Annotated in this window: 28 protein-coding genes and 2 tRNA genes; 21 read left to right on the forward strand and 9 right to left on the reverse strand. The window is 63.0% G+C overall.

Going from position 1 to position 26,001, the window contains the following annotated elements; translation table 11 throughout:
- The first annotated feature begins 278 nt into the window (after positions 1–278).
- Positions 279–355: transfer RNA gene (locus OPU69_RS15575), tRNA-Met, on the forward strand.
- Positions 356–426: 71 nt separating this feature from the next.
- On the opposite strand, the gene OPU69_RS15580 is transcribed toward OPU69_RS15575, so the two are convergent.
- From OPU69_RS15580 to OPU69_RS15590, 3 genes are read right to left on the reverse strand one after another with little or no spacing between them, the layout of a single operon-like run.
- Positions 427–1,083: a response regulator gene (locus tag OPU69_RS15580; protein WP_066043808.1), complete on the reverse strand. Its 657-nt coding sequence runs from the start codon at positions 1,081–1,083 to the stop codon at positions 427–429.
- A 53-nt stretch (positions 1,084–1,136) separates the two neighbouring features.
- Positions 1,137–3,017, reverse strand: coding sequence for a sensor histidine kinase (locus OPU69_RS15585; protein ID WP_498512270.1), 1,881 nt, complete (start codon positions 3,015–3,017; stop codon positions 1,137–1,139).
- Positions 2,993–3,169: a hypothetical protein gene (locus tag OPU69_RS15590; RefSeq protein WP_498512272.1), complete on the reverse strand. Its 177-nt coding sequence runs from the start codon at positions 3,167–3,169 to the stop codon at positions 2,993–2,995. The genes OPU69_RS15585 and OPU69_RS15590 overlap by 25 nt, the downstream gene beginning before the upstream one ends.
- 16 nt (positions 3,170–3,185) lie before the next feature.
- On the opposite strand from OPU69_RS15590, the gene OPU69_RS15595 reads away from it, so the two are divergent.
- The 7 genes from OPU69_RS15595 (at position 3,186) to OPU69_RS15625 (ending at position 7,278) form a co-directional block, all read left to right on the forward strand.
- Positions 3,186–3,569 carry a lysozyme inhibitor LprI family protein gene (locus OPU69_RS15595; protein WP_156439003.1) on the forward strand — a complete coding sequence of 128 codons (384 nt, stop codon included), beginning with the start codon at positions 3,186–3,188 and terminating at the stop codon, positions 3,567–3,569.
- Positions 3,570–3,579: 10 nt separating this feature from the next.
- A complete protein-coding gene (locus OPU69_RS15600) occupies positions 3,580–4,602 on the forward strand; it encodes a DUF4424 family protein (protein ID WP_498512274.1) in 1,023 nt (340 codons plus the stop codon).
- Positions 4,603–4,708: 106 nt separating this feature from the next.
- Positions 4,709–5,026 (forward strand): hypothetical protein, encoded by a 318-nt coding sequence (locus OPU69_RS15605; protein ID WP_498512276.1) that lies wholly within the window; start codon positions 4,709–4,711, stop codon positions 5,024–5,026.
- Between the two features lie 17 nt (positions 5,027–5,043).
- Positions 5,044–5,922, forward strand: coding sequence for a hypothetical protein (locus OPU69_RS15610; protein WP_498512278.1), 879 nt, complete (start codon positions 5,044–5,046; stop codon positions 5,920–5,922).
- 122 nt (positions 5,923–6,044) lie between these two features.
- Complete coding sequence (locus OPU69_RS15615; RefSeq protein WP_066043830.1) at positions 6,045–6,446, forward strand: copper resistance protein CopC; 402 nt, start codon at positions 6,045–6,047, stop codon at positions 6,444–6,446.
- Positions 6,446–6,886: a copper resistance CopC family protein gene (locus OPU69_RS15620; protein WP_498512280.1), complete on the forward strand. Its 441-nt coding sequence runs from the start codon at positions 6,446–6,448 to the stop codon at positions 6,884–6,886. Before OPU69_RS15615 ends, OPU69_RS15620 begins: the two co-directional genes overlap by 1 nt.
- Positions 6,883–7,278, forward strand: a complete 396-nt coding sequence (locus tag OPU69_RS15625; RefSeq protein ID WP_498512282.1) for a lysozyme inhibitor LprI family protein — start codon at positions 6,883–6,885, stop codon at positions 7,276–7,278. Before OPU69_RS15620 ends, OPU69_RS15625 begins: the two co-directional genes overlap by 4 nt.
- Positions 7,279–7,739: 461 nt before the next feature.
- Here the strand turns inward: OPU69_RS15625 and OPU69_RS15630 are convergent, their stop codons facing one another.
- Positions 7,740–9,125: an MFS transporter gene (locus OPU69_RS15630; protein ID WP_498512284.1), complete on the reverse strand. Its 1,386-nt coding sequence runs from the start codon at positions 9,123–9,125 to the stop codon at positions 7,740–7,742.
- Positions 9,122–9,859: a hypothetical protein gene (locus tag OPU69_RS15635; RefSeq protein ID WP_498512286.1), complete on the reverse strand. Its 738-nt coding sequence runs from the start codon at positions 9,857–9,859 to the stop codon at positions 9,122–9,124. The genes OPU69_RS15630 and OPU69_RS15635 overlap by 4 nt, the downstream gene beginning before the upstream one ends.
- Positions 9,860–10,129: 270 nt before the next feature.
- Here OPU69_RS15635 and OPU69_RS15640 point away from each other — a divergent pair, with 270 nt between their 5' ends.
- The 3 genes from OPU69_RS15640 (at position 10,130) to OPU69_RS15650 (ending at position 13,458) form a co-directional block, all read left to right on the forward strand.
- Positions 10,130–10,513, forward strand: coding sequence for a hypothetical protein (locus OPU69_RS15640; RefSeq protein WP_066043852.1), 384 nt, complete (start codon positions 10,130–10,132; stop codon positions 10,511–10,513).
- Positions 10,514–10,548: 35 nt separating this feature from the next.
- Positions 10,549–12,402: a M23 family metallopeptidase gene (locus OPU69_RS15645; protein WP_498512288.1), complete on the forward strand. Its 1,854-nt coding sequence runs from the start codon at positions 10,549–10,551 to the stop codon at positions 12,400–12,402.
- Positions 12,403–12,540: 138 nt separating this feature from the next.
- Positions 12,541–13,458, forward strand: coding sequence for a hypothetical protein (locus tag OPU69_RS15650; RefSeq protein WP_498512290.1), 918 nt, complete (start codon positions 12,541–12,543; stop codon positions 13,456–13,458).
- A gap of 50 nt (positions 13,459–13,508) precedes the next feature.
- On the opposite strand, the gene OPU69_RS15655 is transcribed toward OPU69_RS15650, so the two are convergent.
- Positions 13,509–13,853, reverse strand: a complete 345-nt coding sequence (locus tag OPU69_RS15655; protein WP_081096871.1) for an Arm DNA-binding domain-containing protein — start codon at positions 13,851–13,853, stop codon at positions 13,509–13,511.
- Positions 13,854–14,007: 154 nt separating this feature from the next.
- Positions 14,008–14,097, reverse strand: a tRNA-Ser gene (locus tag OPU69_RS15660).
- Positions 14,098–14,301: 204 nt separating this feature from the next.
- On the opposite strand from OPU69_RS15660, the gene OPU69_RS15665 reads away from it, so the two are divergent.
- Genes OPU69_RS15665 through mazG form a run of 10 tightly spaced genes read left to right on the forward strand, consistent with a single transcriptional unit; the run spans position 14,302 to position 24,018 of the window.
- Positions 14,302–15,399: a lytic murein transglycosylase gene (locus OPU69_RS15665; protein ID WP_498512292.1), complete on the forward strand. Its 1,098-nt coding sequence runs from the start codon at positions 14,302–14,304 to the stop codon at positions 15,397–15,399.
- Positions 15,400–15,424: 25 nt separating this feature from the next.
- Positions 15,425–16,552 (forward strand): septal ring lytic transglycosylase RlpA family protein, encoded by a 1,128-nt coding sequence (locus OPU69_RS15670; protein ID WP_498512294.1) that lies wholly within the window; start codon positions 15,425–15,427, stop codon positions 16,550–16,552.
- A 57-nt stretch (positions 16,553–16,609) separates the two neighbouring features.
- Entirely contained in the window at positions 16,610–17,755 is a 1,146-nt protein-coding gene (locus tag OPU69_RS15675; protein WP_498512296.1) for a D-alanyl-D-alanine carboxypeptidase family protein, read from the forward strand.
- A 6-nt stretch (positions 17,756–17,761) separates the two neighbouring features.
- Complete coding sequence (tmk, locus tag OPU69_RS15680) at positions 17,762–18,388, forward strand: dTMP kinase (RefSeq protein WP_060979103.1); 627 nt, start codon at positions 17,762–17,764, stop codon at positions 18,386–18,388.
- A gap of 4 nt (positions 18,389–18,392) precedes the next feature.
- Entirely contained in the window at positions 18,393–19,403 is a 1,011-nt protein-coding gene (locus tag OPU69_RS15685) for a DNA polymerase III delta subunit-related protein (RefSeq protein WP_498512299.1), read from the forward strand.
- A 47-nt stretch (positions 19,404–19,450) separates the two neighbouring features.
- Complete coding sequence (metG, locus tag OPU69_RS15690; RefSeq protein ID WP_498512301.1) at positions 19,451–21,013, forward strand: methionine--tRNA ligase; 1,563 nt, start codon at positions 19,451–19,453, stop codon at positions 21,011–21,013.
- Positions 21,013–21,792: a TatD family hydrolase gene (locus tag OPU69_RS15695; protein ID WP_498512303.1), complete on the forward strand. Its 780-nt coding sequence runs from the start codon at positions 21,013–21,015 to the stop codon at positions 21,790–21,792. The genes metG and OPU69_RS15695 overlap by 1 nt, the downstream gene beginning before the upstream one ends.
- On the forward strand, positions 21,789–22,568 hold the full coding sequence (locus OPU69_RS15700) for an MBL fold metallo-hydrolase (RefSeq protein ID WP_060979107.1): 780 nt from the start codon (positions 21,789–21,791) through the stop codon (positions 22,566–22,568). Before OPU69_RS15695 ends, OPU69_RS15700 begins: the two co-directional genes overlap by 4 nt.
- Positions 22,565–23,179 (forward strand): retropepsin-like aspartic protease family protein, encoded by a 615-nt coding sequence (locus OPU69_RS15705; RefSeq protein ID WP_060979108.1) that lies wholly within the window; start codon positions 22,565–22,567, stop codon positions 23,177–23,179. Before OPU69_RS15700 ends, OPU69_RS15705 begins: the two co-directional genes overlap by 4 nt.
- A 44-nt stretch (positions 23,180–23,223) precedes the next feature.
- The gene (gene mazG / locus OPU69_RS15710) at positions 23,224–24,018 is read left to right on the forward strand and encodes a nucleoside triphosphate pyrophosphohydrolase (RefSeq protein WP_060979133.1); all 795 of its coding nucleotides are present in this window, start codon (positions 23,224–23,226) and stop codon (positions 24,016–24,018) included.
- Here the strand turns inward: mazG and hflX are convergent.
- Together hflX and hfq are read right to left on the reverse strand one after the other, a co-directional pair.
- Entirely contained in the window at positions 24,013–25,320 is a 1,308-nt protein-coding gene (gene hflX / locus OPU69_RS15715; RefSeq protein WP_498512306.1) for a GTPase HflX, read from the reverse strand. The two genes, mazG and hflX, sit on opposite strands and share 6 nt — an antisense overlap.
- 39 nt (positions 25,321–25,359) lie before the next feature.
- Positions 25,360–25,890, reverse strand: coding sequence for an RNA chaperone Hfq (gene hfq / locus OPU69_RS15720; protein WP_269454097.1), 531 nt, complete (start codon positions 25,888–25,890; stop codon positions 25,360–25,362).
- Positions 25,891–26,001: the final 111 nt, after the last annotated feature.

Here is a 26,001-nt window from a genome sequence, read left to right on the forward strand (position 1 = left end):
AACCTGACTGCGCCGATGGTACTACCGCTTAAGCGTTGGAAGAGTAGGGCGTCGCCAGGCATTGAAGCCGGTGCGCAGGAGCAAAAAACCCATCACAATGTTCAAAACAACCGCCCAAGGGTCAATCCCAGGGCGGTTTTTTGGCCTCTATGGCCCGCGTCTCTCGCAAAAGACGCACATTACTGGCGCGGGATGGAGCAGCCCGCCACCGGATCGCCAACAAGCGATCCGGCAAAACAAATCGCTCCGGGCTGCAAACCAAGCAGCCCCATTGGTGGCGCGGGATGGAGCAGCCCGGTAGCTCGTCAGGCTCATAACCTGAAGGTCGCAGGTTCAAATCCTGCTCCCGCAACCAATAATCAATGCCTCGCAAAAGCCCGCCCTTCCGGCGGGTTTTTTGCTTTTGAAGGGCCGCTGCTGCCGCGTTCAGACCTGGCCCGATCGAAATGCTTCCCGAATGGCTTCGCTGCGCGAGTTCACCTCGAGCTTGCGATAGATCGACTTTACATGCGTTCCGACCGTATGCGGCGAAATGCCCAGCGTTCTGGCGGCCTGCTTGTAGCTTTCCCCTCTGGCAAAGGCCTGAAGCAATTCGGTTTCGCGTTGCGAGAGCCGACTTTCCGTTGCAACGATGCCGATCGGCTCCGGATCTGCGCGCAGGAAGCCAAGCAGATAGATCGCAGCTGCAGGACTGACGGGGGCCCCGCCTTCGAGCGTCGCTGCAATCCCGTCGAGGATGACCTGCGGACTGCTGTCCTTGAGCAGATAGCCGTCCGCGCCCGCCATAATAGCTTTTACTACTGTTTCGCGATCGCCAAAGGTGCTGATTATCAGCGCCTTGGCCCCCGCGTGCTGCTTGATCTTCGGCACCAGATCATAACCCAGCCCGTCGGGCAGCCCGATGTCGAGCAGGAACAGATCGGGTGACTGGTCGATCAAGGCATCCGCACTGGCGATGTCCGGCGCCATGCCAAGGATCTGAAAGCCTGGCTCCATCGCGATGATGCCCTGGAAATACTGGCGCACCATCGGGTCGTCCTCGACGATGGCGATCCTTGCGGAGGGGCGTTCGGTCTCGGTCATGGGGTCTTATTGCCCGAAATCGAAGCGATGCGAAGATACCATGCTATGGGATGTCATTCCGCCGCCTGGGCCAGGCGAAGGGGGAGCGTGAGGGTGATGCGCGTGCCCGTGCCGTTCGTTCCGGGCTCCACCATGACCTCGCCCTGCACCGATGCGGCACGCAAGCGCATGTTGGTGAGGCCGCGTCCCGCTTGACCCCGGGTGGTGATGCCTTTGCCATCGTCTTCAATCTGCAGCACCAGCCGGCCGTCCGATACGACCGCATTCACTGCGATACGGCTGCATTCGGCATGCTTGAGCGCGTTGGTGACTGCCTCTTGCAGCACGCGGAAAATCTGCAGAACATCGCGCGGTCCGAAATCGGACAGCGTTGCGATGGCGGGGTCTTCCTGCCAGTCGAAAGCGATGCCGGTGGTCTCGATCCGGGGCTGTACCCGCGCCTTGAAGGTTGCGAGGGCCGCGCTCAGCGACTCCCCGACCGAATCCATCGAATCCACCATCAGCCGCATCTCGTCGATCACAGATTGCAGACCTTCGGCGACGACCGCTGGTTCGGCGATGCCGACGCGCGCGGAGAGCATGATCGACATCAGCTGGCTGCCGAGGCCATCATGCAGATCGCGCATGATGCGGCTGCGTTCGCCCTGCACGGCAGCTTCCGCCTCGCGCTGGCGCAACAGCGCTGCGGTTGCCTCCAGCTCGGCTTCCTTGCTGGCGATCCGGGCATCCAGCAGCGCATTGGCATGTTCGAGCCGGCGCGAGAGCATCCGCGCGCGGCGGACGATTCCCAGCAGCAGCAGCACCGCGAGCGCCAGAATGCCCAAGGGCGCGATATTGAGTGACAGCGGGCTGATCTGCAAACTGCCGATCAGGTCCGAGATGCTGATCGCGGGTATGAGCATGACAACGGCGGCATCGGGGATCAACGCTCGTCCTTCGACCCTGACTCCGCGCACCACACAGGACAGGATGGCGATATTGGCAAACAGCACCACCAGCAATTCGTTGAGGTTGCGGATGGCGAGCGGCATGCCATCGGTCGTGATCGCGGCCGCGAGGTTGATGAAGGCGAAGATCGCTGAACAGGTGACGAGCGCCCGGTCATAGCGTGGTCCGCCAGGGAACCAGCGGTCGGCCAGCGCAACCAGGCCGGCGAAAGTTGCCAGCAGCGTCATCTGCCCGGCTGCGCCATATATCGGCTCGCTCGAGGGCGTGAGGATATCGACCTGCCACAGACCACCCAGCGCCATGCCGGCAAAAGCCAGGGCGGCGGCATAGGCTTCCTGGCGATAGGGCGAGCGGGCTGCTGCCATGAGACAGGACGCGGCCCCGAAAAGCCCGACCACCATCAACCCCACCGAAGGGAACAGGCTTTGCAGCCTCCACTGGCGAATCGCGATATCGATCGCGCCGGGAGGTGCGGCAATGATCGACCCCAGAAACGCACGGCAGCATTCGCGGCGAACCTCTACCGCGATGCTGTTGCGGCCCGGCTTGAGAAAACCTGGCGGCACGACCCATTTGCCGCCCAGCCTTCCCGCGCGCCAGGCCGGCGAATCTGCCATCGGAATGGCCTGACCGTTGACCCAGAGACTCGCCCAGCGATTGTAGCGCGGCACGAACACGACGAGGCCCTGTTCGGGCTGGTCGATCAATGGACGCGCAACAAAGCGGGTAACGCGGCCCTGGCCCAGATAGTAATTCGGTCGGCCTTCGACCCTGCTGCGCTTGCCATCGGTCTCGACCATCAGGATATCGGTAAGCCGGTTCTGTTCGAAGACCGGATCGATGACCGGTGGCCGTATCAGCAGCGCCAGGCCCCAGAACAGAATCTGGACGAAGGCGATCGCCGCGATCAGCCGAATGCCATATCCCCGCGCTCTATCGCTTGTCCGCAGCCCGGCAACGCTTATCGACATACCATCCATCTGCATGATTTCGCCCTGCCGCAAAGCCAGGCGGCTGAAAAGAGGCCAAAACCGCCGGACTGACCAGATATGGCACCATGAATGCGCGACTGCTTTTCCTGGTGCGCGGCATTACCCTCATCGCGCAGACGCGAGCGAGTATCGAGGATGATGAACATGCATGGATTTTCAAAAATGCGGATGGCGTTGCTGGCTCTGCCGGCGCTAGCGCTGGTGGGCACCGCCCAGGCGCAGGTCAGGGCCATCCCGCCGCGCAAGGTGGCACCCAGTTTCGATTGCGCCAAGGCCCGAGCAGGGACCATCGATCTGGTGATCTGCCAGGATCGCGAGCTATCGATCCTCGACCGCACGATGGGGCTGGATTACGAGCGCGCCAAGTTGCAGACACCGCCTGTGGAGAAGAGCAAGCTTTTGCGCGAGCAGCGCGAATTCATCGCCAACCGCAATCTGTGCATGAAGCGCAAGGCGGACCGCCAGCCGTGCATCGCCTTTGCCTATGAATCGCGCATTGAGCGGCTTGGCGAATGGATCGACCGTTCTGCCTGGCTGGGCGAATGAGGAGGAAGACATGAAACGCGCAACCCTGTCGGCGATGACGCTGGCGGTGCTGGCTCCGCTGCCCGCGGCGGCCAACGATACCCAGGCCAATGTCACCATGGGCGGGCTGATCTTCGAACCCAATGATCAGGTCAGCATGGACAGCGAGGACCTGTTTCTGTCGCTCGATCAGGTGCGTGTCCGCTACACCTATACGAATCATGGCGATAAGCCCGTCACGCTGCTGGTGGCGTTTCCGCTGCCCGATGTGCCGCTGGAAGGCGCTGATCCCGAATGGGTCGAAGCTGCCTATCCCGATCTTGACCTCATCGATATGAAGACGCTGGTCAATGGCAAGCCAGCTGGCCTGATGCGCATCGATATCGCCAAGGTGAACGGCAAGGATGTCGACAAGCGGCTGAAGGAACTCGGCTGGCCGGTGGTGCACTGGAAGGACCCGGACTTCGCCGCGCGGCTCAATGCGCTGTCTGCTGACGACAAGTCGGCGCTGGTGGCCGAAGGGCTGCTCACCACCGAATTCGTGACCGAAGGCGATGTGCGGCCTGCCTGGACCGTGTCGACCAGCTTCGTGCGCACCCAGACATTCCCGCCCGGCGTCCCGATCACGGTGGAGCATAGCTATTCGCCGATGCAGGGCGGCACTGTCGGCAGCGCCCTCGGACGCGATTCGCGCGATAGTGGACGGCTTCACCCGGACAGCGAATATGTCTCCAAATATTGCGTCGATGACGCGTTCCTGCGCGGTTTCGATCGCAAGCGCTATCTGCCTTCGGGCAAGGAGAACGAGCTTGTCTTCCCGATCGAGAACTGGATCGGATACGCGCTTGCTCCGGGAGCGAACTGGAAAGGGCCGATCAAGCGGTTCCGTCTGACGGTCGACAAGGGCGAGCCTGATCGCCTGGTCAGCCTGTGCATGGACGGGATCAAAAAGGTGAGTCCGACGCGGTTCGAGGTAATCAAGACCGATTACGAGCCGACTCGCGATCTCGATCTGCTGTTCGTAACCTTTGCGCCAATCGAAGGCGGACAATAGCTCGATCGCATCCCATGATATGGGAGCCATCATCCATGGGATGCCGCGTCGCAGCGGCCGCCTCTATCCCTGTTGCCAGTGAAATGCACGGCAACAGGAGTAGACGATGCCCAAGTCCCAGAACCGCAAGAAACTGCTGGTCAGCGCAGGTCTGTCGCTCGCCAATCTGGCGCTGATCGGCACCATGGCGGTCGCGGCGATCAATATGCCCGCGCAGGCGCAGGGCCAGAATCGCGAGACGGTGGTAAAGCCCACCCGCGCCGTTGCCTGCCCCTCGGGCTGGCGCACGCCTGATGGCGATACCGCGCTGTGCGAACCGATGGGCACGCTGGCCCCCAAGATCTACGCCAAGAAGGAAAAGGAAAGCTGCGCGGACGGGTATTACGAGGTCTACCGCCTCTGGTGCTCCACCAAGAAGCCGTGATCGAGGGGCGCACACGCATGTTTCGCAAGATTTTCGCTGCGGCCAGCGCGGTCGCACTCGCAACCTCGGGCATCGTCATCCCTGCGCCGCTGATGGCGCAGACGGGACCGGCGCAGATCGGCACCGCATTCAATGGCAGCTGCCCGGGAGGCTATTCCAGGGGTTCGACGATGGGCAAAAGCGCCGACCTCTGCTATGCTGACAACAGCAAGCCACCGATGGTCCACAAGAAGGGCAGCGTCAGCGATGCTTGCCCAAGCGGAATGCGCCCCGAAGGCGTCAGCAGCTATTGGTGCACCAATGCGCCCGAAGCGCGGGGCTGGTCGGCTGAAGCGAACCTTTCCAAAGCTTCACGGCTGACCAAGCCTTCCCCCGATGTGCGCTGCCCCACGGGCTGGGCATCGGCCAAGGACCTCAAGACCTGCTATACCACGCTCGACAATCCGCCCGCTACCCGGCTGAGCAAGGGCAAGCCCTGCGCCGCGAACGAGATGGACGAATGGGGCGTGTGGTGCACCGGCGACATTTCGGGCGTTACCTATGCCCACGCCGATGGCCATGGCAGCAAGGATTTCAACGAGGTCTACCTGTATCGCCAGCTCAACGGCGGCGACTGGGAATCGATGAAATGCTGCCTCTCTCCCGCTGCCGAGGCCTATTACGCCGCCAATGGCAAGGGCGCGAAGCCGCAGGCCGCGAGCATGGACGGCCCCGGCGACTACACTTCCGCCGCCGATGACGAGGCGCGCGCCCGAGCGATCATGGGTGGCTCGGCCAGCCCGTGCGGTTCGGCTGCCGGAGCGGCGGCGGGCGGTGCGGTCGCAGGCCAGGGCGGCGCGGTACTCGGTTCGCTGCTCGGCGGGCTTGGCAAGAAGAAGAAAAAGGGCGGCTGCTGAACGGCAGTTCCGACCCAAGGCCCACGGCCTCCCGCGTTCATGCGACCCGTCGCGGGAGGCCGCACCCCAGGGTGTGCGGGGCGATGCTTCGCACACCCACCCCTTTCAACTGGAGAATTGCCATGATCAAGGCGCGAAGCATTTTCACCGCCGCCATGCTGGCCTGCGCAATGCCTTTTGCCGTTCCGGCGGCTGCGCAGCCCGCACCCGAGCTGGTTTTCGCCTTGCCCATGAAGGACGGGATGGAAACCGAGCCCGTGTCGCAGGTGCAGCTCACCTTCAATACCGACGTGATCGTCAGCCATGTCGATGTCGAGACGCCGGATGGCACCAAGCTGGTGCTGTTCGATGTCGTGGCCAACAATGGCGAAGGTCAGACCGGCATGGTGTTCAGCTATGACCTGCCGGTGCCGATCGTCGTGCCGGGCCAGTATTTCATAAACTATGTCGCCGAAGTGAACCGCTCGGACGGCACGATGGACACCGTATCCGCCTTTTCCTCCTTCACGATCCTGGAACCGTAATGCATGCTGTTCTGACCTGGGCCGTCCTGGCTGCGGCGCTGGCGAGCGCAGCTCCAGCCTATGCTGCCGATAAGCGGGATGCCCGCGCGATGCTGGTCGCGTCGACACCGGCCAATGACAGCGTGCTGGACGCCGTCCCGCAGCAGATCGAGATGACATTTGCCGAACCCGCAGAGGTGCTCAGCGTCACGTTGCGTCTTCCCGACGACAGCGAAGTGAGCGCCGAGCCCGACGATACCTCCAGATCCGGCAAGGCCAGGCAGTTCCGCTTCCGTGTTCCCGAGATGCCCAATTTGCCGGGGAACTACAGCATTTCCTATCTGCTGGTGTCGAACAGTTTCAAATCGCTCAACGGCTTCATCCACTTCCGCATACCGGGACTGCAAGAGCCGGAAAATCCCGCACAACCAGAGCAAAGCACGGAAGATGAGACAGAATGACCTTCCTTGGAATCCAGAACCATGCCGCTGCGTTCGCCATGGGCGCTGCAGCCATCGTTGCGTCGTCATTCGCCGCGCAAGCCGAGGTCCCCGAGAAAATCACGTCGCCGAGCTTCAGCTGCGCCAAGGCCAAGCCCGGCACGATCGACAAGGTGATCTGCGCAAGCGGCGAGCTTTCCACCCTCGATCGCGAAATGGCGCAAAGCTACGAGCGTGCCAAGGCCGCGATCCCGCGAGCGGTATGGACCCAGTTCCTCGCCGAACAGCGCGCCTTCATCGCCAGCCGCAACCAGTGCATGGGCGGCAAGGAAAAGCGGCACGCCTGCATCGCCTTTGCCTATGAGGCGCGCATCCTGCGGCTGGAGGAATGGATCGACGGATCGGCCTATTGATGGCATTTCCTGCATCGGGTCCATCCCGGCTCAGAGGGCGCAGCGTTTCCCTGATCGAGACAACCTAGTTTCCCGACGATGCGCCCCTCATTCGATCGGTTTGAGCTTTGCGATTGGTAGGATTTGGCAGAAGCGGTCCCCCACTTTCGCCGCTAAGAACTTCTGAAGCTGGGTCGGCAGCTGCCGTTGGCGACGGCTAGATCGGGGGGCCCTTTCTTGCCGGTCCTTACTCGGCATCCGTCATTCGGTGACAGAAATCATTCACACTTTTGGACTCAAACACACTCTAAATCACATGGCTAGCCGATTTTGGGGGACGCAATTGGGGGTAAATTTGGAAGCAACTCTAAAAAAAGCTCATTAAATTAATTGCTTAAGGTCCTTTCGAGGTCCAGTAAGCGACTCCAACATCCACACACGACACGGAAACAAACCACAGCTTGCCGCCAGCCCAAGGTGCATCACGATCGCGGTGCGCGCTTGCCGGGCTGGCGTATCTGTCCCCTCCGTTTGCGTAGTATCGTCACAAGCCTTGCGTGGTTTTTCGCGTCGAGGGGGTAAGTGCCGATGATGATGTACGCAACCGCGATGAAGGCTGCAGGCACAAGGGTCATGATGGCCTTGAGATATCCCGTCGTCGCGGGGGTCTGCTCCACATTGGACTGATACCCGATCATATCGAGCAGCAGTCCGGCCATCGCTACAGCGACCCCATAGGCGGTCTTCTGCGCGAAGCTCATGATGCCAAAGGTTGGCGCTTCGATGCGTTTGCGACATCGGACCTCGCCATATTCCACTGTATCGGGCAAGGCCGACCAGAAGCTCAGATAACCGGCCGCCGCACCTATGGCGGAAACCGTCACGAGCGCGATCACCACCCATACCGTCTCGAATGGATTGATGAAGAGCAGCAGGGAACCCGTGATCGAACACAGTGCACCGGTTCGCCATACAAACCGTTTCGACGTGCGGATGGTCAGCATGGCCCACAAGGGCGCAGATACCAGGATCGTGAGCGAATTGGCGGCAAAGGCAAGACCCACGGCCGCCTCGTTCCCGAGCGTGTACTTGAAGTAGTAGACGAGCGTCTTGCTGCTGATGACGCCGCCCAGTGTAGCGCACATGGTGGCGGCTAGCACGATCAGGAACGGCCTGTTGCGGCGCAGCACTTTGAAAGTCTCGCGCAACGACACGCGCGCCGTCACTTCGGGTGGCCTTGTCTCTCTCACGAAACAGCCGACTCCCAGCAGGAAAGGCAGCGAAAGCCAGCCGTAAATGGCTGCTGTCAGAAAGAACCCCCTGGCCTCATCGCCCGCGCCCAGCAGCGGCACCAGTTTCAACGTCGAATAACCGACGATGGCGCTGCCGATGGTGGCGAGCGAGATGCGCCAGGCGGACAAGGCGCTGCGCTCGAGCGAGGAGTCCGTGATGCTCGATGCCAGCGCGCTGTAAGGGATGTTGGCGATCGTGTAGGCCGTGCGGAACAGGACCTGCATGGCGAGCGCATAGGCAATCAGCGCGGTGCCTTGCAGACCTGGGGCATGGAAGAGCAGCATCAGCGACAAGCACAAGGGTATCGCGCCGCCAATGATGAAAGGCCGGTAGCTGCCCCACCGCGTGCGGGTTCGCTGGGCAATGAGGCCCATCAGCGGATCGGTGACGGCATCCCACAGCATGGCAGCCAGAAACACGAGGCCTGCGGCACTCGCCGAAATCCCGAGGACATCGGTGTAATAGTACAAGATGTAGAGACTGACCGTGGTCCAATAGAAATTGAAGCCAAGATCGCCGCTGCCATAAAGCGCCGCACGCCAACGCCGCGCGCTGTCCGGTTCACCTGTGGTCATCCGGCGAAAACCAGCTCGACACCGGAATCATCCACAAGATCGAGCTGCGCCGCGAACGGGTGCAGGCTCGCGATCCGGAACTCGGCCGCGCTGGGTCCGAAGAATGTCTTGAATTCGATGGGAAGCCGCGCGGAACTTGGTTTGGCTACCTGCACAGCGCCGTTCTCGTGTACGAGGATTATCTCCGACGACCGCGAGATGATCGAACCGAACGGTCGCCAAAGGCCGTCTGCGTTGGACTTGCGGCGATAGGCGATGTGATAGGCGCGTGGCCAGCGACGATGCTCGTCGTCAAGTCCGCCCAGTCGGAAGGTGACATAGGAATTGATCACCGCTTGCGCATCGTGTTCGAATTCCTGGGCCGACCATCCCTTGCCGTAATGCTGCTGCGTCAGCTGATTGTCGGGCCAGTGCTGCGCCGGACGCATCAGCCGGGTGAGCGAGCGGAAGCCGCCGACGTTTAGGCCGGCCAGCATTATCGCCTGCCGGAAGCGCCCTAAGTGCCGGGCAACGCTGCTACGCTCGAAGTCGATCAGTGCGATCGGATCGGCATCCAGCGCGCCAAAGAATGCGAAGAAGGCATTCTCGTTCTTGGGCATGCCATCAGCGAGCCATTTGTAGACTGTCTTCACGCTGCGCGATTGCAGACCCGGCTCCCCCCCGTTCTGGCGCGCGGCCCATTCCTCGACGAAATTCTCGATCCCGCCGAACTGCTCCTTGAACAGCAGGCGCACCTGACCCGTATCGACAAAAAATCGCAACTCAGCCCCCTTGCTTGCAGAAACCACTTCTTCACGAGTTAGGTTTGCTCTGCAACATGCCGCTTTCTCGGTTTTTTCGACAAAATTGAGAAAAGCGCCTTCAAGCCCAAGTTATACCTGTTTCGCCGAGTCTTTCCAGACCGGCGTCGGAGGGTGGACTGCCAGTGCTTTGGCTTTTTCATAAAGCGGACTGTGTCGCGCGTTCGCCCTCAACTGCGAAACAATAGTGAAGGGGATCATCGCGTGGACCAGATCAAGAAATATGTCGCCGCCGGGCCGTCTTTTGTCATTCTCTACCTGCTGCTGATGTTCCCGACCTACGTGCTGCCCTATTTCGGTTCGAACTCGGCCGTGGTGAATGCGGGCCTTGCCGCTGCCGATGCGGCTGCGGGCGGCGGTAACGGGTTCAATATCCTGATGTTCGCGCATCTGGCCTGCCTCGGCGGCATGGTGCTGATCACCTGGTTGCGCGGCGCGGTGGTCGGCAAAAGCTGGCTGGTGACGTTTCCGGTTCTGGCAGCCGTGTTCGACATGGTGCCGGGTCTCAACTGGATTCCGCTGATCCCCACCGCCATGCACCTGTCGGCGATCATCGTCGGCGTATCCTCGCAACCCGTTACCGATTGAGGTTGCGGTCCGCTTTCGTGGGGCAGGAGATACCGATGCTGCGCAAGATTTACCCGTTGGCGTTGCTCGGCGGCGGCGTCGTCATCGCTGCTGCTCCGGGTGCGGCCCAGAGCGACCAGTTGCTGCAAGCCACGGACATCGTTCCGAACGGCCGGATCGGGGTCTATGCGCACGGCACCTATCCTTCCGAAGGCGACCGCACCCATGCCGGTGTCGACATCCCCGCCCCATGCAAGACCTCCGGGGTGCTTGCTTGGCGCGAGGGTGTCGTCATCGATCTGATCGACAGCAAGAAAGACCGGAATTTCAAGAGTCTCGGGTTCATGCTGATCATCGATCACGGGATTGTGAACCAGCTCGGCAAGCGGACGTTCTCGTCCTATTTCCACCTCAACGAGGCTCCGCAGCGTTCGGACGGCCGACCGCTGGCGATCAACGACAAGGTGGCCAAGGCCGAGCAGATCGGCCGGGTCGGAGAGACCGGGGCCGCGCAAGGTTGCCACCTGCATTTCGAGCTGCGCCACTTTTCCAGCCGCTTCAGCCCTGACTGGCTGAACATCTACGGTCCGGGCGACCGGCGCTCGTCGACGGAGTTTCTGCGCGACTGGACCGATCCCTATCTCAAGATTGTTGCGCCCCGTCAGGCGGGCGGCACTGGTCGGGCAGGCCCGCTGGTCAGCGTCCGCGTCACTTCGGCCGCGCGCGAACGCAACAAGCCGACAGCAACCGAATCCACGATTCTGCGGACCCTGCCGGCGGGCACGATCATCGAGGGCGCATGGGTGCCCGGTACCGATGGCAAGAGCCGCTGGCTGCAGACAGCGACCGGCGGGTTTGTCTGGGACGGCAATCTTGCATCCGAGCTGGCGGCCCCGCCGCCGACGGTTGCCGCAGTGCCGGCAAGAGAGGGTTTTCTGCGCGATCACGATCTGTCGGGAACGCCCGTGAAGGGCAGCCTGCGGTTCGCAGAGCCGCTCAGACTGCTTGCTGATACCACGACGTGCAGCAAGGAGCAGAATGCGGTGGTCAAAAAGCTGTCCCGGCCGCGGGCCCGCTGCCTGGGCGCGGTCATCGCTCCGGGGCATGATGCCATCGTGGCGGAAAACTGGCTGATTTCAGAAGACCGGCCCGGCCTGTACCAATTGATCTGGAAGGGTGTCGCGGTGGGCGACATTGCTGCGGTCAGCGGCGGGGCGATGTCTGCCTTCGAAGATCTGTCCGGCAATCTCGTGATTGTGTCGTCAGAGGCTCGCGACCGAGCCAAGTCGGCCACTCTGCCTTATGTCCTCTACCGGATCGAGGGCGGGCGGCTTGTGGCGAAGACCTCGCAAGGGTTCGCCAAGGGTGATAGCCTGCTCGACCGCAACCGGCGCGACTTCATCGCCGCAGCCGAAACGGCCCGCCTCGCGCGTGTCGCAGAGGAACAGCGCCGCGAAGCCGCGCGCAATGCAGCTGCCGCCAGCGCCGCGCAAGCCCCGCCGCAACAGGCAGCGGGAAGCGTCAAGAGCAACAATCCCAACTGCCAGTTCGCCCGCTGGTCCGGTGTTATCGACAATATCGGCGACATGTTCCTGTGCGACGAGGCCCGCGCGATCGATTTCTTCGCACGCGGCGCACAGGTGCGGTTCAAGCCATCCAGCATCGCCTTCAACAACGGCAAGTACATTGCCACGATGCGCATGACCGCATCGGATGTGCAGCGATCGAATGAACGGATGCAGCGCAACTTCAACTGGGGCGACTGGATGAACGTGACCCAGAACATTGCCTCGCCCACCACGATCATCTGCCGTTTTGCCGGCCCGACAATCCGCAGCGGCGAACAGCGCGTCGTCAGCGCCACGCTGGAAAGCTACAGCAAGGGGCAAGTGGTGCTCAATTGTTCGTGACCCCGCGCCAACCCTTGATCACATCCGAGGCAGTTCATCATGCGCCGATACAGACTTGCTCGTAATGTTGCGCCCACGTCCCTCGGCCTACTGGTCTTAGGCTGCAATGCTCCCGGCCCTCCGGTCGACGATGTGCAGATGGCAGTCGAGGCGTCGGTGCCCGATTATTCGGTGTCGGATATTTCCTGCAAGAACTTCGAGGCGGAAGGCCAGGCTGGGATGGGCCGTACAAGCTGCGCCGGCAATCTGGCGCTGAGAGCTGATCTTTTCGATGAACTCGACTTCGATCAGATCGCCGCCCAGCTTGCCGGAGCGGGCATTCCGCAGGAGGGCACGGGCTTCTTCTTCAACCGTCATCGCACCAGGGTGATAGGCAAGGTCGCCGAGGCTGGTTCGCCGACCCCCTTCACAGCAGAATGTTCTTTCCGCGAACAGGTCGATGACTGGCGGGTGGAGTGTCGGCCCGAATTCGCTCCTGTTCGCGGTCGCCAGATCGCGTTCTTCGATCAGCCCTACGTGATCGACGGTTCGCCCGAGCATGGCCAGTTCCTCAAGGATGCCAAGGCTGACTTCGATGACTGGAACAATGAATATCTGGCGCTCAGCAGGCAGATCGAGGCCTTTTTCACGAAGGGGAACGTCATCGTTGCCTACAAGGCGTGGAAGACCCCCAACCCTGTCTTCCAGGCCCCGCTCACGGAAAGTTTTGCATGGCAGGGCAAGCCCGGCTTTCTCGGTCATGCAGCGAACTTCTCGTTCCAGCTGAAATACAAGGTCCTCCAGCCCGCGTTCATGGAAACAGGGGGCAGACAATCCTTTTGCGGCCATCGCAAAGGCACCCCGCCGGATGATTTGCTGGTCACCGGCGTGATCTACACCCGCCGGGAAAGCGAAGCGGCGACGAAAGGACGTTTCGGGGCCCGGCTGCAGATCGCCGATCGCGGTTCGGGCAACAGCTTTTCAAGCTGCAACAATTTCGAATGGAACGGGGAAATCTGGCAGTATCGCTGGATACTCGGCAAGCTGGATATGGAGCTCAAGTCCGTTAAACCCTGACAGCGTCGACGGGACTGATCTGCTCGTCGGAGGCGCCGCTTGCCAGGCGATTAGCAAGCGCCATTGGGGAGAATGCCGACCGTCCTCGCCAACTGGTGCAGCGCGGGCGGCGAAACCGGCTCGCATTTCGCGCCGGGTGATGTCTTGCGCGAAATGTGGCGACAATGGGCATAAAACTTACCCCGCAGGCAAACTTCGTTCAATGCACGTGTCCGGCCCTCGTCCCTCTCGGAATCACGAGGCGCACGTCCCCTCGCGTGGGACAAATGCCGGTATTTGAGACGCCAACTCTTCCCGCCTTTTGGTGTTACAAACAGATAGAGCCCGCCTGAATCAGACAGCTTGTAGGACCGGTCTCTAGCGGCTGCAGCTAGCGCGGCATTGTCTGTCAGCATCAATACCCTAAACGCTCTGAGTCGACACCAATCTACCCCCGAAAGCTGATGGCAAAGGACGGATGGATAGGGACGGTGCCGGTCGATAATCGACGACAAATCGCTAAAAAAACAATGATTAAAGGAAGGCGGCGGACGATCGCAAAACACGATATGGCGGAAGAGGTGGGATTCGAACCCACGGAGAGCTTGCACCCTCGCCGGTTTTCAAGACCGGTTCCTTAAACCACTCGGACACTCTTCCACGGGCAGCGCCGGGCGCGCCAGTGCGGGCCCGGTGTGCGGCGCGGTTGTTAGCCGAGGTGGTAAAATCTGGAAAGCGAAACTTGCTGGCGGCATGCGCGCGTGGTTGAGCGCCGGTCAAGCGTGGCCATGGCGGGATGGGTGCATGATCTGTGCCCTTTCCCCCGCACCGGCTTGGTGGCACAACCGCCCCTGGGAGTATCGCATGAAATTCAATATCGTACACACGGCTGCCGTGCGCGCATGCGCCGTCATCAGCACCGCCGCCCTGCTCGCCTGCGGCAGTCCCAGCACGGCGCAGCGCGAGATCGTCCAGCCCTTGCCGGGCGCGGAGGCGCAGGCGGCACAGACCCAGGGTTTCCGGCGCTATCTCGACAGTGTCGCCACCCGCGCGCGGCGCGAGGGCGTGTCGCAGCGGACGATCGATGCTGTGCTGCCGACGCTGAGCTTCGACGAAAGCGTGGCCGCGCTCGATCGCCGTTTCGCGCCGACTCCCCCCGGGCAGAGTTTCCCCTCATTCGGTCCCGAAATGGCCAAGCGCATCAACGCCGCGAAGATTCGCCAGGGCCAGCAGGTCTATGCCGACGAAGCTGCCCGGCTGGTCGCGATCGAACAGAAGACCGGGGTGCCGGCCTCGATCATGGTCGCGATCTTCGGGCATGAGACCAACTACGGCACGCTGCTGGGCAAGACCGACCTGCCGCGCGCGCTGGCGACGCTGGCTTATGAAGGGCGCAGGCGCGACCTGTTCGAGGGCGAGCTGATCGCGGTGCTCAAGATGGTCGATCTCGGCGTGCCACGCGCGGTACTGCGCGGCAGCTATGCCGGTGCTTTCGGCTATCCGCAGTTTCTGCCCTCGGTCTATCTCAAGCTTGCAAAGGACGGGGATGGCGACGGCAAGGCGGAAATCTGGTCGAGCCGTGCGGATGCCTTTGCCTCGATCGCCAATTACATGGTCGCGGCCGGCTGGCAGCGCGGCGAACCCTGGGGCTTTGCCGTCTCGATTCCTTCCACGATCAATCCGGCGGCCATTGCCAATCGTGAGACCGTGACAAAATGTGCACGTGCCATCGAACGGCACAGTGAATGGAAGACGCTGCGTGAATGGAAGGCGCTGGGCGTGGTGCCGCGCGGCGGCGTGTGGCCCGGCGACGACAGGATAAAGGCCTCGCTGCTGATCACGCCGGGGCTCGATGCGCAGGGCTATCTTCTGACGCGCAATCATCGGGCGATCCTCGATTATAATTGCTCCAATTACTATGCGATGTCGGTAGGATTGCTGGCGGACGGCGTGCGCAATTGAGCGGCCGGGCAAAGGGGGAAGCGGGATGAGGAACTGGATGATCGCCGGGGCAGGGCTTAGCCTCGCGTTGACCGGCTGCGGCGGGGGCAGCACCGTCACGCGCAGCCTCGAGACCGCGCCGCCCAAAATCGCAGGCGGTGTCACCGACTATCCGGTGAAGCTGGGCGAGCCGTATCAGCTCGGCGGCATCACTTACACGCCTTCCGACGCCTTCAATTATGACGAAACCGGCTATGCCAGCTGGTACGGGCAGGAGCTGAACGGGCGCAGCACCGCCAATGGCGAAACGTTCAATCCCGAAGCGATCAGCGGCGCGCATCGCACATTGCCGCTGCCGAGCTATGTCGAGGTAACCGCACTCGACACCGGCAAGACCATCCTGGTCCGGCTCAACGATCGCGGACCCGTGGCGCCCGAGCGTCTGCTCGATCTGTCGCAGGGCGCAGCGCGCCAGCTGGGTGTGCTGGGGCAGGGCTCCTTTGCGGTGCGCGTACGACGGGTCAATCCGCCCGAGGCCGAGCGCGCGAGGCTGCGCCAGGGCCAGGAAGTCGCGGCGCGAATGGATACGCCCGAATCGCTACTGGTGCCGCTGCGCCGCAAGCTCGACGGCAAGCCGAAGCCCGCCAATCTGGCGACGATCCCGGCGGCAGAGGCCGCGCCGGCAGCGGCCGTGGCAGACGCAGACGCCAAGCCCAGCCCTGAGGGCAAGCCTGTTCCGGCCGCCCCTATCCCGGCAGCAGCGGCGAAGCCTGCCGCCAAACCCGCGGCCAAACTCCCGCCGCCGACTCCCCGCATGCAAGGCGGCGACCGCTTCATCGTCGAAGGCGAAAATGGGGGCAGGGGCGGCCGGCCGCAGATGGCCGAGAACAGCACCGGCGACAATCGCGCGACGCTCGCCCCCGCGCGTGCGGCGCCCCCAGCAGCGGCGTCGGCCGGCTCCTATTTCGTCCAGGTCGCATCCTTCTCTTCCAAGGCGCGGGCTGACGAACTGGCGAAGCGGATCGGCGCCAAGACCGTCGCGAGCGCCGATGGCAAGCTGTTTCGTGTCCGCTATGGACCCTATCCTGATGCAAATGCCGCGCAGCAGGGGGTTACACTGGCCAGGCGGAAAGGCTATCAGGGAGTACAGATTCAGCAGGACTCCGGTCGCTGACACAGACGGGCCAGTCAAAGGCCTGCGTCCCTGCAACACGCACACCATGGATAACGCATGAAAACCCCGATTCTCGGTCTTACCTTGTTTTCGCTGCTCGCGATGCCGCTGGCAGCTGCTGCCCCCTCTTATGTCTCCGAAGCCCCCATCGCCTATATGACCGACCTGTCGTCGGGGGCGGTGCTGTTTTCCCGCGATGCCGACAAGCAGATTCCGCCCGCCTCGATGGCCAAGATGATGACGGTCTATGTCGCGTTCGACCTGATCAAGAAGGGTGAGCTGAAGCTCGACCAGACACTGCCGGTCTCCGCCGAAACCTGGAAGAAATGGAATAACCAGGGGTCGAGCATGTTCCTGGCGGTCGGCAGCAAGGTCACGGTGGCCGACCTGCTCGATGGCATCGTCACGCTGTCGGGCAATGATGCCTGTGTCGTGCTCGCCGAAGGCATTGCCGGGTCCGAAGAGGCGTTCGTCGACATGATGAACAAGAAGGCGAAGGAAATCGGCCTTGCCAACAGCCGCTTCGGCAACAGCAACGGCTGGCCCGATGAGGGGGTGACCCAGGTGACCGCGCGCGATCTGGCGACGCTCGCCACCGCGACGATCCGCAATCACCCCAAGCTGTACAAGCGCTTCTATTCGAAGGGCAGCTTCACCTGGAACGGCATCACCCAGCCCAATCGCGATCCACTGCTCGGCAAGGTGGCCGGAGCCGATGGCCTGAAGACCGGGCATACCGACGAGGCGGGCTATGGCTTTACCGGCTCGGCTGAACAGAATGGCCGCCGTCTGGTCATGGTCGTCGCAGGTCTCGATAGTTTCAACGGGCGGGTCGATGAATCGGTCCGCTTCATGAACTGGGGCTTCAAGGCGTGGAAGTCGGTGCCGCTGTTCACCAAGGGCAAGACCGTCGATACCGCACCGGTGCAGCAGGGCAGCGCGCGCGAATTGCCACTCGTCGCGCCGCGCGATCTGGCGCTGACGCTGCCGCGCACCGCGGATACCGACAAGGTCTCGCTCAAGGTCGTCTATCAGGGCCCGCTCAAGGCGCCGATCGCCAAGGGCCAGCAGGTCGCGAGCCTGATCGTGTCCGCCCCCGACATGCAGCGCCAGGTGATGCCGCTGGTGGCGGGTGAAGCGGTCGAGGAGGCAGGCTTTTTCGGACGCATCTGGGCCGGTATCCTGTCCTTCTTCGGCGCCTGACCGGCGATGCGGGGGCGCTTCATCTCGATCGAAGGCGGCGAGGCGGTGGGAAAGTCCACCCAGATTCGCCTGCTCGCCGATTGGGTGAGGCGCGAGGGCCGCGAGATCACGCTGACGCGCGAACCCGGCGGCACCGACAGCGCCGAGGCGATCCGCAAGCTGCTGCTAGAGGGCGGGGCGGACCGCTGGAACGCGCGGAGCGAAGCCTTGCTCTTTGCCGCAGCGCGCGCCGACCACGTCGCAAGGCTGATCCGCCCGGCGGTCGAGGCGGGGGGATGGGTGATTTCCGACCGGTTCATCGATAGCAGCCGTGCCTATCAGGGCGTCGCGGGCGGCCTGGGTGACGAGGCGATCCTCTCGCTGCACCGGTTCGGGTCGGAAGGCTATCTGCCCGACTGCACGATCCTGCTCGAACTGCCTGCGGAAGAGGCCGCGCGGCGCGCCATGGCCCGTGACGGCGCGAACAGCGACCGGATCGGTGGGCGCGATGCCGCATATCATGCCAGGGTCGTTGCAGCTTTCCGCAGCTTTGCCGAGGCCGAGCCGCAACGGTTTCGCATCATCGACGCCAGCGGTCCGAGCGAGCAGGTGCATGCGCGCATCGTCGCCGCCCTGCAGCCGCTGATGGCATGACGTCATGAAGGCGTCTACCGCACATTGGAAAGGCCATGCCGAGCCGGAAACGACGCTGCTGCGCGCGTTTCAGGCGCGGCGGCTGCACCATGGCTGGCTGCTCGCCGGGCCCGAAGGGATCGGCAAGCGCAGCTTCGCGCTCGCAGCCGCCGCGCATCTGCTGACGCGCTCGCCCGATCATCGGGTCGACCATTTTGATGGCGATATGGATAGCCCGTCGGGGCGACTGCTGCTGCAGGACAAGCACCCTGACTGCCATTACATCACACTGGGACCCAAGGATGACAAGGAGGCGCGCAAGGCCGAGGACGGCAAGCCGTTCGAGACCGCGCGCAACATCAAGGTCGACCAGATCCGGTCCTTGCAGAAGCGGCTCACCGTCCGCCCCAGTCTGGCCGACCGCCGCGTGATCATCTTCGACTCCGCCGACCTGATGGAGCGCAACGCGGCCAATGCGCTGCTCAAGAGCCTGGAGGAGCCGCCTGCGGACACGGTCTTCCTGCTGATCGCGCACAATCCGGGTCGCTTGCTGCCGACGATCCGTTCACGCTGCCTGGTGCTCGACTTTCCCGCGCTCGACGATGCCGAAATGGCCGATGCGTTGCGCGCCGCGCGGCCCGAATTGCCCGAGAGCGAGATTGCGGCGCTGGTGCGGCTGGGCCAGGGCGCGCCGGGGCAGGCGCTGAGCTTTGCCGGGCTCGACATGGCGAAGATAGACGCGCTGCTCAGCGAGATTGCCGATCATGGCGACGGCACGCATCGGGCGCGGCTGGCACTGGGCACGCTGGTGGCGAACAAGGCCAATCGCGACCGGTTTCAGGCGCTGCTCGCCTATGCGCCGCGCTTCGCGGCCCGGCGCATTCGCGATCTGCGCGACGAGCGGCTGCCGGGCGCGATCGCGGCCTGGCAGGAGATCGGCGCGCTCGCCTCGCGCGCGGTGGTGCTCAATCTCGATGCCTCGGCGGTGGCGTTCCAAATTGGCAGCTTGCTGGCACGGCTGGCCCCGCCTAGATAGGCGCTCATAACCCGCCAACCTCACAAGAAACGGCAGACAACACCGCCATGGGCGAACCTTATTATATCACCACCGCGATCAGCTATCCCAACGGTCGCCCGCATATCGGCCATGCCTATGAGGCGATCGCCGCAGACGTTATCGCGCGCTTTCAGCGGCTGATGGGGCGCGACGTGCGCTTCCAGACCGGCACCGACGTGCACGGCCTCAAGATGCTGCAAAAGGCGCGTGAGCTGGACACCACGCCACGTGCTCTGGCGGACGAGATGTCGCAATATTTCAAGCAGATGTGCGACAGACTTGACGTCAGCTATGATCGCTTCATTCAGACGTCTGAGGACGATCATCATCGCGCCAGCCAGGCGATCTGGCAGGCGATGGAGGCCAATGGCGACCTGTATCTCGACCGCTACGAAGGCTGGTATTCGGTCCGCGACGAGGCCTATTATGGCGAGGACGAGCTGGTCGATGACGGGCAGGGGGGCAAGGTCTCTCCGCAGGGCACGCCGGTCGAATGGACGGTCGAGGAAAGCTGGTTCTTCCGGCTCGATGCCTATCAGGACAAGCTGCTCGCGCTGTACGAGGAGCATCCCGAATTCCTCCAGCCCGACAGCCGCCGCAACGAGATCGTCAGCTTCGTCAAATCGGGCCTGCGCCCGCTCTCGGTTTCGCGCACCAGCTTCGACTGGGGCGTCAAGGTGCCGGGCAGCGACGGGCATGTCATGTACGTATGGGTCGATGCGCTGACCAATTATCTGACCGGGCTTGGTTATCCCGATGCGGGCAATCCGCTGATGAAATACTGGCCGGCGGACCTGCACCTGATCGGCAAGGATATCGTGCGCTTCCACGCGGTCTATTGGCCCGCCTTCCTGATGAGCGCCGGGATTGCGGTGCCCAAGCAGGTATTCGGTCATGGCTTTCTGCTCAACAAGGGCGAGAAGATGTCGAAATCTCTCGGCAATGTCGTCGATCCGATGGCATTGGCCGACGCGTTCGGGGTCGATCAGCTGCGCTACTTCCTGCTGCGCGAAGTCAGCTTCGGCCAGGATGGCAGCTATTCGCCCGAGGCCATCGCGCAGCGCGCCAATGCCGATCTTGCCAACAGCTTCGGCAATCTCGCACAGCGGATCTTGAGCTTCATCGCCAAGAATCTCGATGGCGCCCTTCCGGCGGTGCACGGTCACTCGCCCGCGGACATGGCACTGTTCGCGACGCTGGAAGAGGCGCTCCAGCGTGATCTGCCCAGAGCGTTCGGCGAGCTGGCACTGTCGCAGGGGCTGGAAGCGTGGATGCGCGCGGTGTTCGCGTGCAATGCCTATGTCGACGAACAGGCCCCCTGGGCGCTGAAGAAGACCGATCCGGAACGCATGCAGACCGTTCTCGCGACGCTCTATATTGCCATCGCACAGCTTGCGATCGCGATTTCGCCGGTGATCCCCGGCAGCGCCAAGGCACTGCTCGATCATATGGGCGTGCCCGATGACGCGCGCAGCATCGCTGGCATGGGCACGCACTGGTACTCGTCGCTCGCCGAAAGCGATTTCGCGATCGCTACGCCCAAGCCGCTGTTCCCGCGCATCGAACTGCCGGCGGAAGACGCCGCCTGATGCTCGTCGATTCGCACTGCCACCTCAATTACAAGGGCATGGCCGAGCAGCAGGCGGTGCTGCTCGAACGTGCGCGCGCCTCTGGTGTCACGGCCATGCTCAACATCTCGACCCGCGCCAGCGAATGGAATGACGTGACCGCCACCGCGCATCGCGAGGCCGATGTCTGGGCGAGTATCGGCATCCATCCGCACGAGGCTGACGCGCATCCTGACATGGACACGGCCCGTCTGGTGGAACGCGCAGCGAGCGATGAGCGCGTGATCGGGATCGGGGAGACCGGGCTCGATTATTATTACGACAAATCCGATCGCGACGAGCAGCGCCGCTGTTTCCGCGCGCATATCGCCGCATCGCGCCAGACCGGCCTGCCGCTGATCATCCATACCCGCGATGCCGAGGACGATACGGCAGCGATCCTGGCTGAGGAAATGGGGAAGGGGGCCTTCCCCGCCCTGATCCACTGCTTCACCGCCAGCGCCGATTTTGCCGCCAAGGTGCTCGCCATGGGCTTGTCGATCTCGATCTCGGGCATTGTCACGTTCAAGAATGCCAAGGATTTGGCTGCCGTTGCTAAGGACATTCCTGCAGACCGGTTGCTGGTGGAAACCGACGCACCGTTCCTGGCGCCCGTTCCGCACCGCGGCAAGCAGGGCGAGCCGGCCTTTGTCGCCGACACCGCCCGCTTCCTCGCGGAGCTGCGCGGCGAGAGCTATGAGCATCTGTGCGAGAACACCTCGCGCAATTTCTATGCGCTGTTCAGCCGGGCGCGTCCGTGAAGGCGATCCTGCTCGGCTGCGGTACCTCGGGCGGAGTGCCGCGCATCGGCAATGACTGGGGTGCCTGCGACCCGTCCAATCCGCGCAATTGCCGGTCGCGTGTCTCGATCATCATCGAGCATGATGGCCAGCGCATCCTGGTCGATACGTCGCCCGATCTTCGTCACCAGCTGCTGCGCGAACATATAGGCGCGCTCGATGCGGTCATCTGGACGCATGATCATGCCGATCATACGCACGGGATCGACGATCTGCGCGCGCTGTTTCACCGCACGCGCCAGCCGATCGCGGGCTTTGCCAAAGACTATACGCTGCAGAGCCTTGTCACCCGTTTCGACTATGTTTTCGAAGGAGGTGACGGTTATCCTGCCACCGTTTCGGCAGCCGCACTCGGCGACGAACAGGCGATCTGCGGGCTGACCGTGCGCACGGTCGATCAGCCGCACGGACCGGTGCTGTCGACCGGGCTGCGCTTCGACCTGCACGATCAGTCGATCGTCTATGCCACCGATTTCAGCCATGTCACCGACGAGATGGTTGCGCTCTATACCGGTTGCGATCTGCTGATCACCGATTGCCTGCGGCACGAAAAGCACCCGACGCATGCCAGCCTGCCGATGGCGCTTGACCTGGCGGAGCGATGCGGCGCGCGGCACACGGTGCTGACGCATATGGACAAGACGCTGGATTATGCCGCGCTCTGCCTGGAGCTGCCCGAAGGCGTCGAGCCAGGTTTTGACGGGCTGGTCGTCGATCTGGCCCGGATCGCGGCATGAGCGAGGGCGATACCGCCAGCCTGGTCTACAGCCTGATGCTGCTGGTCCTGGTCGGCAGCGCGCTGATCTCGCGAGCGCTGCCCATCGGCCAGACGATCAAGATGGCCTTGGCCTGGATCGGCATTTTCGCGCTGATCTTTTTGTTGGTGAGCTTTCGCCCCGAAATGAAGCTGATCTGGCAGCGCATCACCGGCGAGCTGGGGCTCGCCAGCGAACCGGAGATCACGGGCGAGCCAATGACCTTGCGCAAGAGCGAGGACGGCCATTTCTGGGTTAGCGCCGAAGTCAACGGGCGTCCTATGCGGTTCATGGTCGATAGCGGCGCGACGTTCACCGCGATCTCGGCCGAGGCGGCCCAGGCTGCCGGGGTCGCACCGAGCGGTTTGGGCCTCAAGACCGTGATCGATACCGCCAACGGCATGGTCGAGGCGGACCGCGCGACAATCGCGGACCTGCGCGTCGGGTCGCTGGCGATGCGCGGTCATGACGTGCTGATTTCGGACGGGCTCGGCGAGACCAATCTGCTCGGCATGAACTTTCTGTCGGAGCTGGAAAGCTGGCGCGTCGAGGGGAGCAGCATGATATTGGTGCCGCGCCAGCACAGCCACTGAATGCCAGTTAATTTAACATAATATATATTATCGGACTTATGCTCATGACCGACCAGACCGTTCCGTCCAGCGCTTCCCCCCAATCGTCGGTGCCTCTCGACCGGTTGGTGGCGATCATGGCGCGGCTGCGCGACAAGGAGCACGGTTGTCCCTGGGATATCGAGCAGACGTTCGAGACGATTGCGCCGTACACGATCGAGGAAGCCTATGAGGTTTCCGATGCCATCGCGCGCGCCGATATGGCCGCGCTCAAGGACGAGCTTGGCGATCTGCTGCTGCAGGTCGTGTTCCACAGCCGCATGGCCGAGGAAGCCGGGCATTTCTCGGTCGCCGATGTGATCGCCTCGATCAGCGACAAGATGGTGCGGCGGCATCCGCACATCTTCGCAGACCAGTCGGTCGAGAACTGGGACTGGGAAGCGATCAAGGCCGAGGAGCGCAGCAGAGGCGGTGCGGAGAGCGCGATGGATGGCGTCGCGCTGGCGCTGCCCGCATTGATGCGCGCGCAGAAGCTGCAGAAGCGCGCCGCGCGCACCGGGTTCGACTGGCCCGATGTCATGGGTGCGATCGAGAAGATCGGCGAGGAGATCGAGGAACTGCTCGATGCCGAGACCGAGGCCGACAGGACCGAGGAAGCCGGAGACCTGTTGTTCGCTGCGGTCAATGCGGTCCGCCACATGGGCGTCAGCGCCGAGGATGCGCTGCGCGCCGCCAACGCCAAGTTCGAACGCCGCTTCCGCGCGATGGAAGCGATCGCTGGCGACGGCTTTGCCGAGCTTTCGCTCGATGACAAGGAAGCCGTGTGGCAGCGCGCCAAGCAGGGCGAGAACAAGCTATAGCGCCTGGAATCGCCCCCAGTCCTTGTCCGACAGGCGCACTGAAAGCGCCAGATCATCCCCCTGCTCGCGGCTGTCGAGTACCTCGCCATGCTGGTGCAGCCAGGCGATACGTTGGCCGTCATGGCGCGGCAAGGTCACGTCGTGCACACGGTGACCGATGACCAGCGCCTGCGATGCTGCGCGCAGCAGTTCGGAAACGCCTTCACCGGTCAGCGCCGACATCGGGCAGACCGTTCGGTCGCGCGGCGCGGTGGCGATCAGCCGGTCGCGGGTTTCCTCGTCCAGGACATCCCATTTGTTCCATGCCTCGATCAGCGGCACGGCAAGCCCCTCGCCCGCCAGCACCGGATCGAGTTCCATTCCGAGATCGGCGAGGATCGTCTCGACCGACTGCGCCTGCATGCCTGCCTCGGGATGCGACATGTCGCGGACATGGATGATGAGATCGGCCGAGAGCACCTCTTCGAGCGTCGCGCGGAAGGCAGCGACCAGCTCGGTCGGAAGGTCCGAGACGAAGCCCACGGTATCGGACAGGATAACCTTCTCGACCCCGTCGAGCCGGATCGCGCGCATCGTCGGATCGAGCGTCGCGAACAGCAGATCTTCGGCCATCACGCCGGCATTGGTCAGCCGGTTGAACAACGTCGATTTGCCCGCATTGGTATAGCCGACCAGCGCGACGACCGGCCAGGGCGCCTTTTGTCGCCGTTCGCGATGCAGCCCGCGCGTGCGCTTGACCTGTTCGAGTTCGCGGCGCAGCTTGGCCATCCGGTCGCGGATCATCCGGCGGTCAGCCTCGATCTGCGTTTCGCCGGGGCCGCCGAGAAAGCCGAAACCGCCGCGCTGGCGCTCGAGATGGGTCCAGCTGCGCACCAGCCGCCCTGCCTGATAATCCAGATGCGCCAGTTCGACCTGCAAGCGGCCTTCGGCCGTCGCGGCGCGCTCGCCGAAGATTTCGAGGATCAGGCCGGTGCGGTCGATGACCTTGACCTTGAGCCGTTCCTCCAGATTGCGCTGCTGGATCGCGGACAGGCTTCCATCGACGATCAGCAGTTCGGCCTTCTCGTCCTCCAGGCTGTGCGCGATGATCTCGACCTGACCGCCGCCGAACAGCGTGGCGGGCCGGGCGGTGCGGATGCGGAAGGCATGAGCGGCGCACACCTGGATGCCGATGGCGAGCGCCAGCCCCCTCGCCTCGTCCAGACGAGCGTCAGCATCCACGGAGCCGCGGCGGCCAAGATCGGGATAGGCAATCACGGCGCGGGCACCGCGCGCGAATTCAAGGGTCTGCGGGTCGGTCAAATGTCAAATCTATCCTTGTCCGCCCCGCAGTCCACGAGGTCAGTCATCATCGCCTTCGGCATCGCCCCAGTCGCCGGTCAGGTCGATCGGCGCATTGGGCTGCACGGTCGAAACCGCATGCTTGTAGGCCAGCTGCGCCATGCCTTCGCGTTCCAGCAGCATGCAGAACAGGTCATAGGCGGCGACCTTGCCCTGCAGCATCACGCCGTTAATCAGGAACATGGTTACCGGAACGCCTGTTTCCTGCACGGTGCGCAGGAACACTTCCTGAAGGTTGCGGTTCTTCGCGCTCTTGGCACCCATCAGCCCGGCAAACATGCCCAGGTCAATCGGCTGGGCCGGCATCACGGTGGAAATCGCATGCTTGTAGACCAGCTGCGATTGGCCGTCGCGGCGGAGCATCACCGAGAAATTGTCGAACCAGGTGACGATGCCCTGCAGTTTCACGCCCTTGACTAGGAACATGGTCACGGGAATTTTCGATTTTCTCAGGGAGTTGAGGAAAACATCCTGAATGTTCTGAGCCTTTTCGGTCATTTTTGACCCCCGGTCTTGGTGGCGACGTTGCACCACAGTTTATGAAAAGCCGGTGCGACACATCCCGACCCGGCTGCGCTTGGAGGACGCCCGATATACATAGTGCGTATGCTGCAATGCGCCAATGGCCTGTTTGCGGCTATT

It is taken from the genome of Blastomonas sp. 34TW (assembly GCF_059803595.1).

What these genes read in the sequence shown, in the direction of transcription:
- OPU69_RS15620 (WP_498512280.1), top strand. Translation starts at nt 6,446, where the DNA reads ATGCATGCTGTTCTGACCTGGGCCGTCCTGGCTGCGGCGCTGGCGAGC.
- OPU69_RS15705 (WP_060979108.1), top strand. Translation starts at nt 22,565, where the DNA reads ATGAGCGAGGGCGATACCGCCAGCCTGGTCTACAGCCTGATGCTGCTG.
- OPU69_RS15675 (WP_498512296.1), top strand. Translation starts at nt 16,610, where the DNA reads ATGAAAACCCCGATTCTCGGTCTTACCTTGTTTTCGCTGCTCGCGATG.
- OPU69_RS15580 (WP_066043808.1), bottom strand. Translation starts at nt 1,083, where the DNA reads ATGACCGAGACCGAACGCCCCTCCGCAAGGATCGCCATCGTCGAGGAC.
- OPU69_RS15650 (WP_498512290.1), top strand. Translation starts at nt 12,541, where the DNA reads ATGGCAGTCGAGGCGTCGGTGCCCGATTATTCGGTGTCGGATATTTCC.
- OPU69_RS15590 (WP_498512272.1), bottom strand. Translation starts at nt 3,169, where the DNA reads ATGTTCATCATCCTCGATACTCGCTCGCGTCTGCGCGATGAGGGTAAT.
- mazG (WP_060979133.1), top strand. Translation starts at nt 23,224, where the DNA reads ATGACCGACCAGACCGTTCCGTCCAGCGCTTCCCCCCAATCGTCGGTG.
- OPU69_RS15625 (WP_498512282.1), top strand. Translation starts at nt 6,883, where the DNA reads ATGACCTTCCTTGGAATCCAGAACCATGCCGCTGCGTTCGCCATGGGC.
- OPU69_RS15595 (WP_156439003.1), top strand. Translation starts at nt 3,186, where the DNA reads ATGCGGATGGCGTTGCTGGCTCTGCCGGCGCTAGCGCTGGTGGGCACC.
- tmk (WP_060979103.1), top strand. Translation starts at nt 17,762, where the DNA reads ATGCGGGGGCGCTTCATCTCGATCGAAGGCGGCGAGGCGGTGGGAAAG.
- metG (WP_498512301.1), top strand. Translation starts at nt 19,451, where the DNA reads ATGGGCGAACCTTATTATATCACCACCGCGATCAGCTATCCCAACGGT.
- OPU69_RS15585 (WP_498512270.1), bottom strand. Translation starts at nt 3,017, where the DNA reads ATGCAGATGGATGGTATGTCGATAAGCGTTGCCGGGCTGCGGACAAGC.
- OPU69_RS15645 (WP_498512288.1), top strand. Translation starts at nt 10,549, where the DNA reads ATGCTGCGCAAGATTTACCCGTTGGCGTTGCTCGGCGGCGGCGTCGTC.
- OPU69_RS15685 (WP_498512299.1), top strand. Translation starts at nt 18,393, where the DNA reads ATGAAGGCGTCTACCGCACATTGGAAAGGCCATGCCGAGCCGGAAACG.
- OPU69_RS15670 (WP_498512294.1), top strand. Translation starts at nt 15,425, where the DNA reads ATGAGGAACTGGATGATCGCCGGGGCAGGGCTTAGCCTCGCGTTGACC.
- OPU69_RS15655 (WP_081096871.1), bottom strand. Translation starts at nt 13,853, where the DNA reads ATGCTGACAGACAATGCCGCGCTAGCTGCAGCCGCTAGAGACCGGTCC.
- OPU69_RS15600 (WP_498512274.1), top strand. Translation starts at nt 3,580, where the DNA reads ATGAAACGCGCAACCCTGTCGGCGATGACGCTGGCGGTGCTGGCTCCG.
- OPU69_RS15615 (WP_066043830.1), top strand. Translation starts at nt 6,045, where the DNA reads ATGATCAAGGCGCGAAGCATTTTCACCGCCGCCATGCTGGCCTGCGCA.
- OPU69_RS15610 (WP_498512278.1), top strand. Translation starts at nt 5,044, where the DNA reads ATGTTTCGCAAGATTTTCGCTGCGGCCAGCGCGGTCGCACTCGCAACC.
- OPU69_RS15695 (WP_498512303.1), top strand. Translation starts at nt 21,013, where the DNA reads ATGCTCGTCGATTCGCACTGCCACCTCAATTACAAGGGCATGGCCGAG.
- OPU69_RS15605 (WP_498512276.1), top strand. Translation starts at nt 4,709, where the DNA reads ATGCCCAAGTCCCAGAACCGCAAGAAACTGCTGGTCAGCGCAGGTCTG.
- OPU69_RS15630 (WP_498512284.1), bottom strand. Translation starts at nt 9,125, where the DNA reads ATGACCACAGGTGAACCGGACAGCGCGCGGCGTTGGCGTGCGGCGCTT.
- OPU69_RS15665 (WP_498512292.1), top strand. Translation starts at nt 14,302, where the DNA reads ATGAAATTCAATATCGTACACACGGCTGCCGTGCGCGCATGCGCCGTC.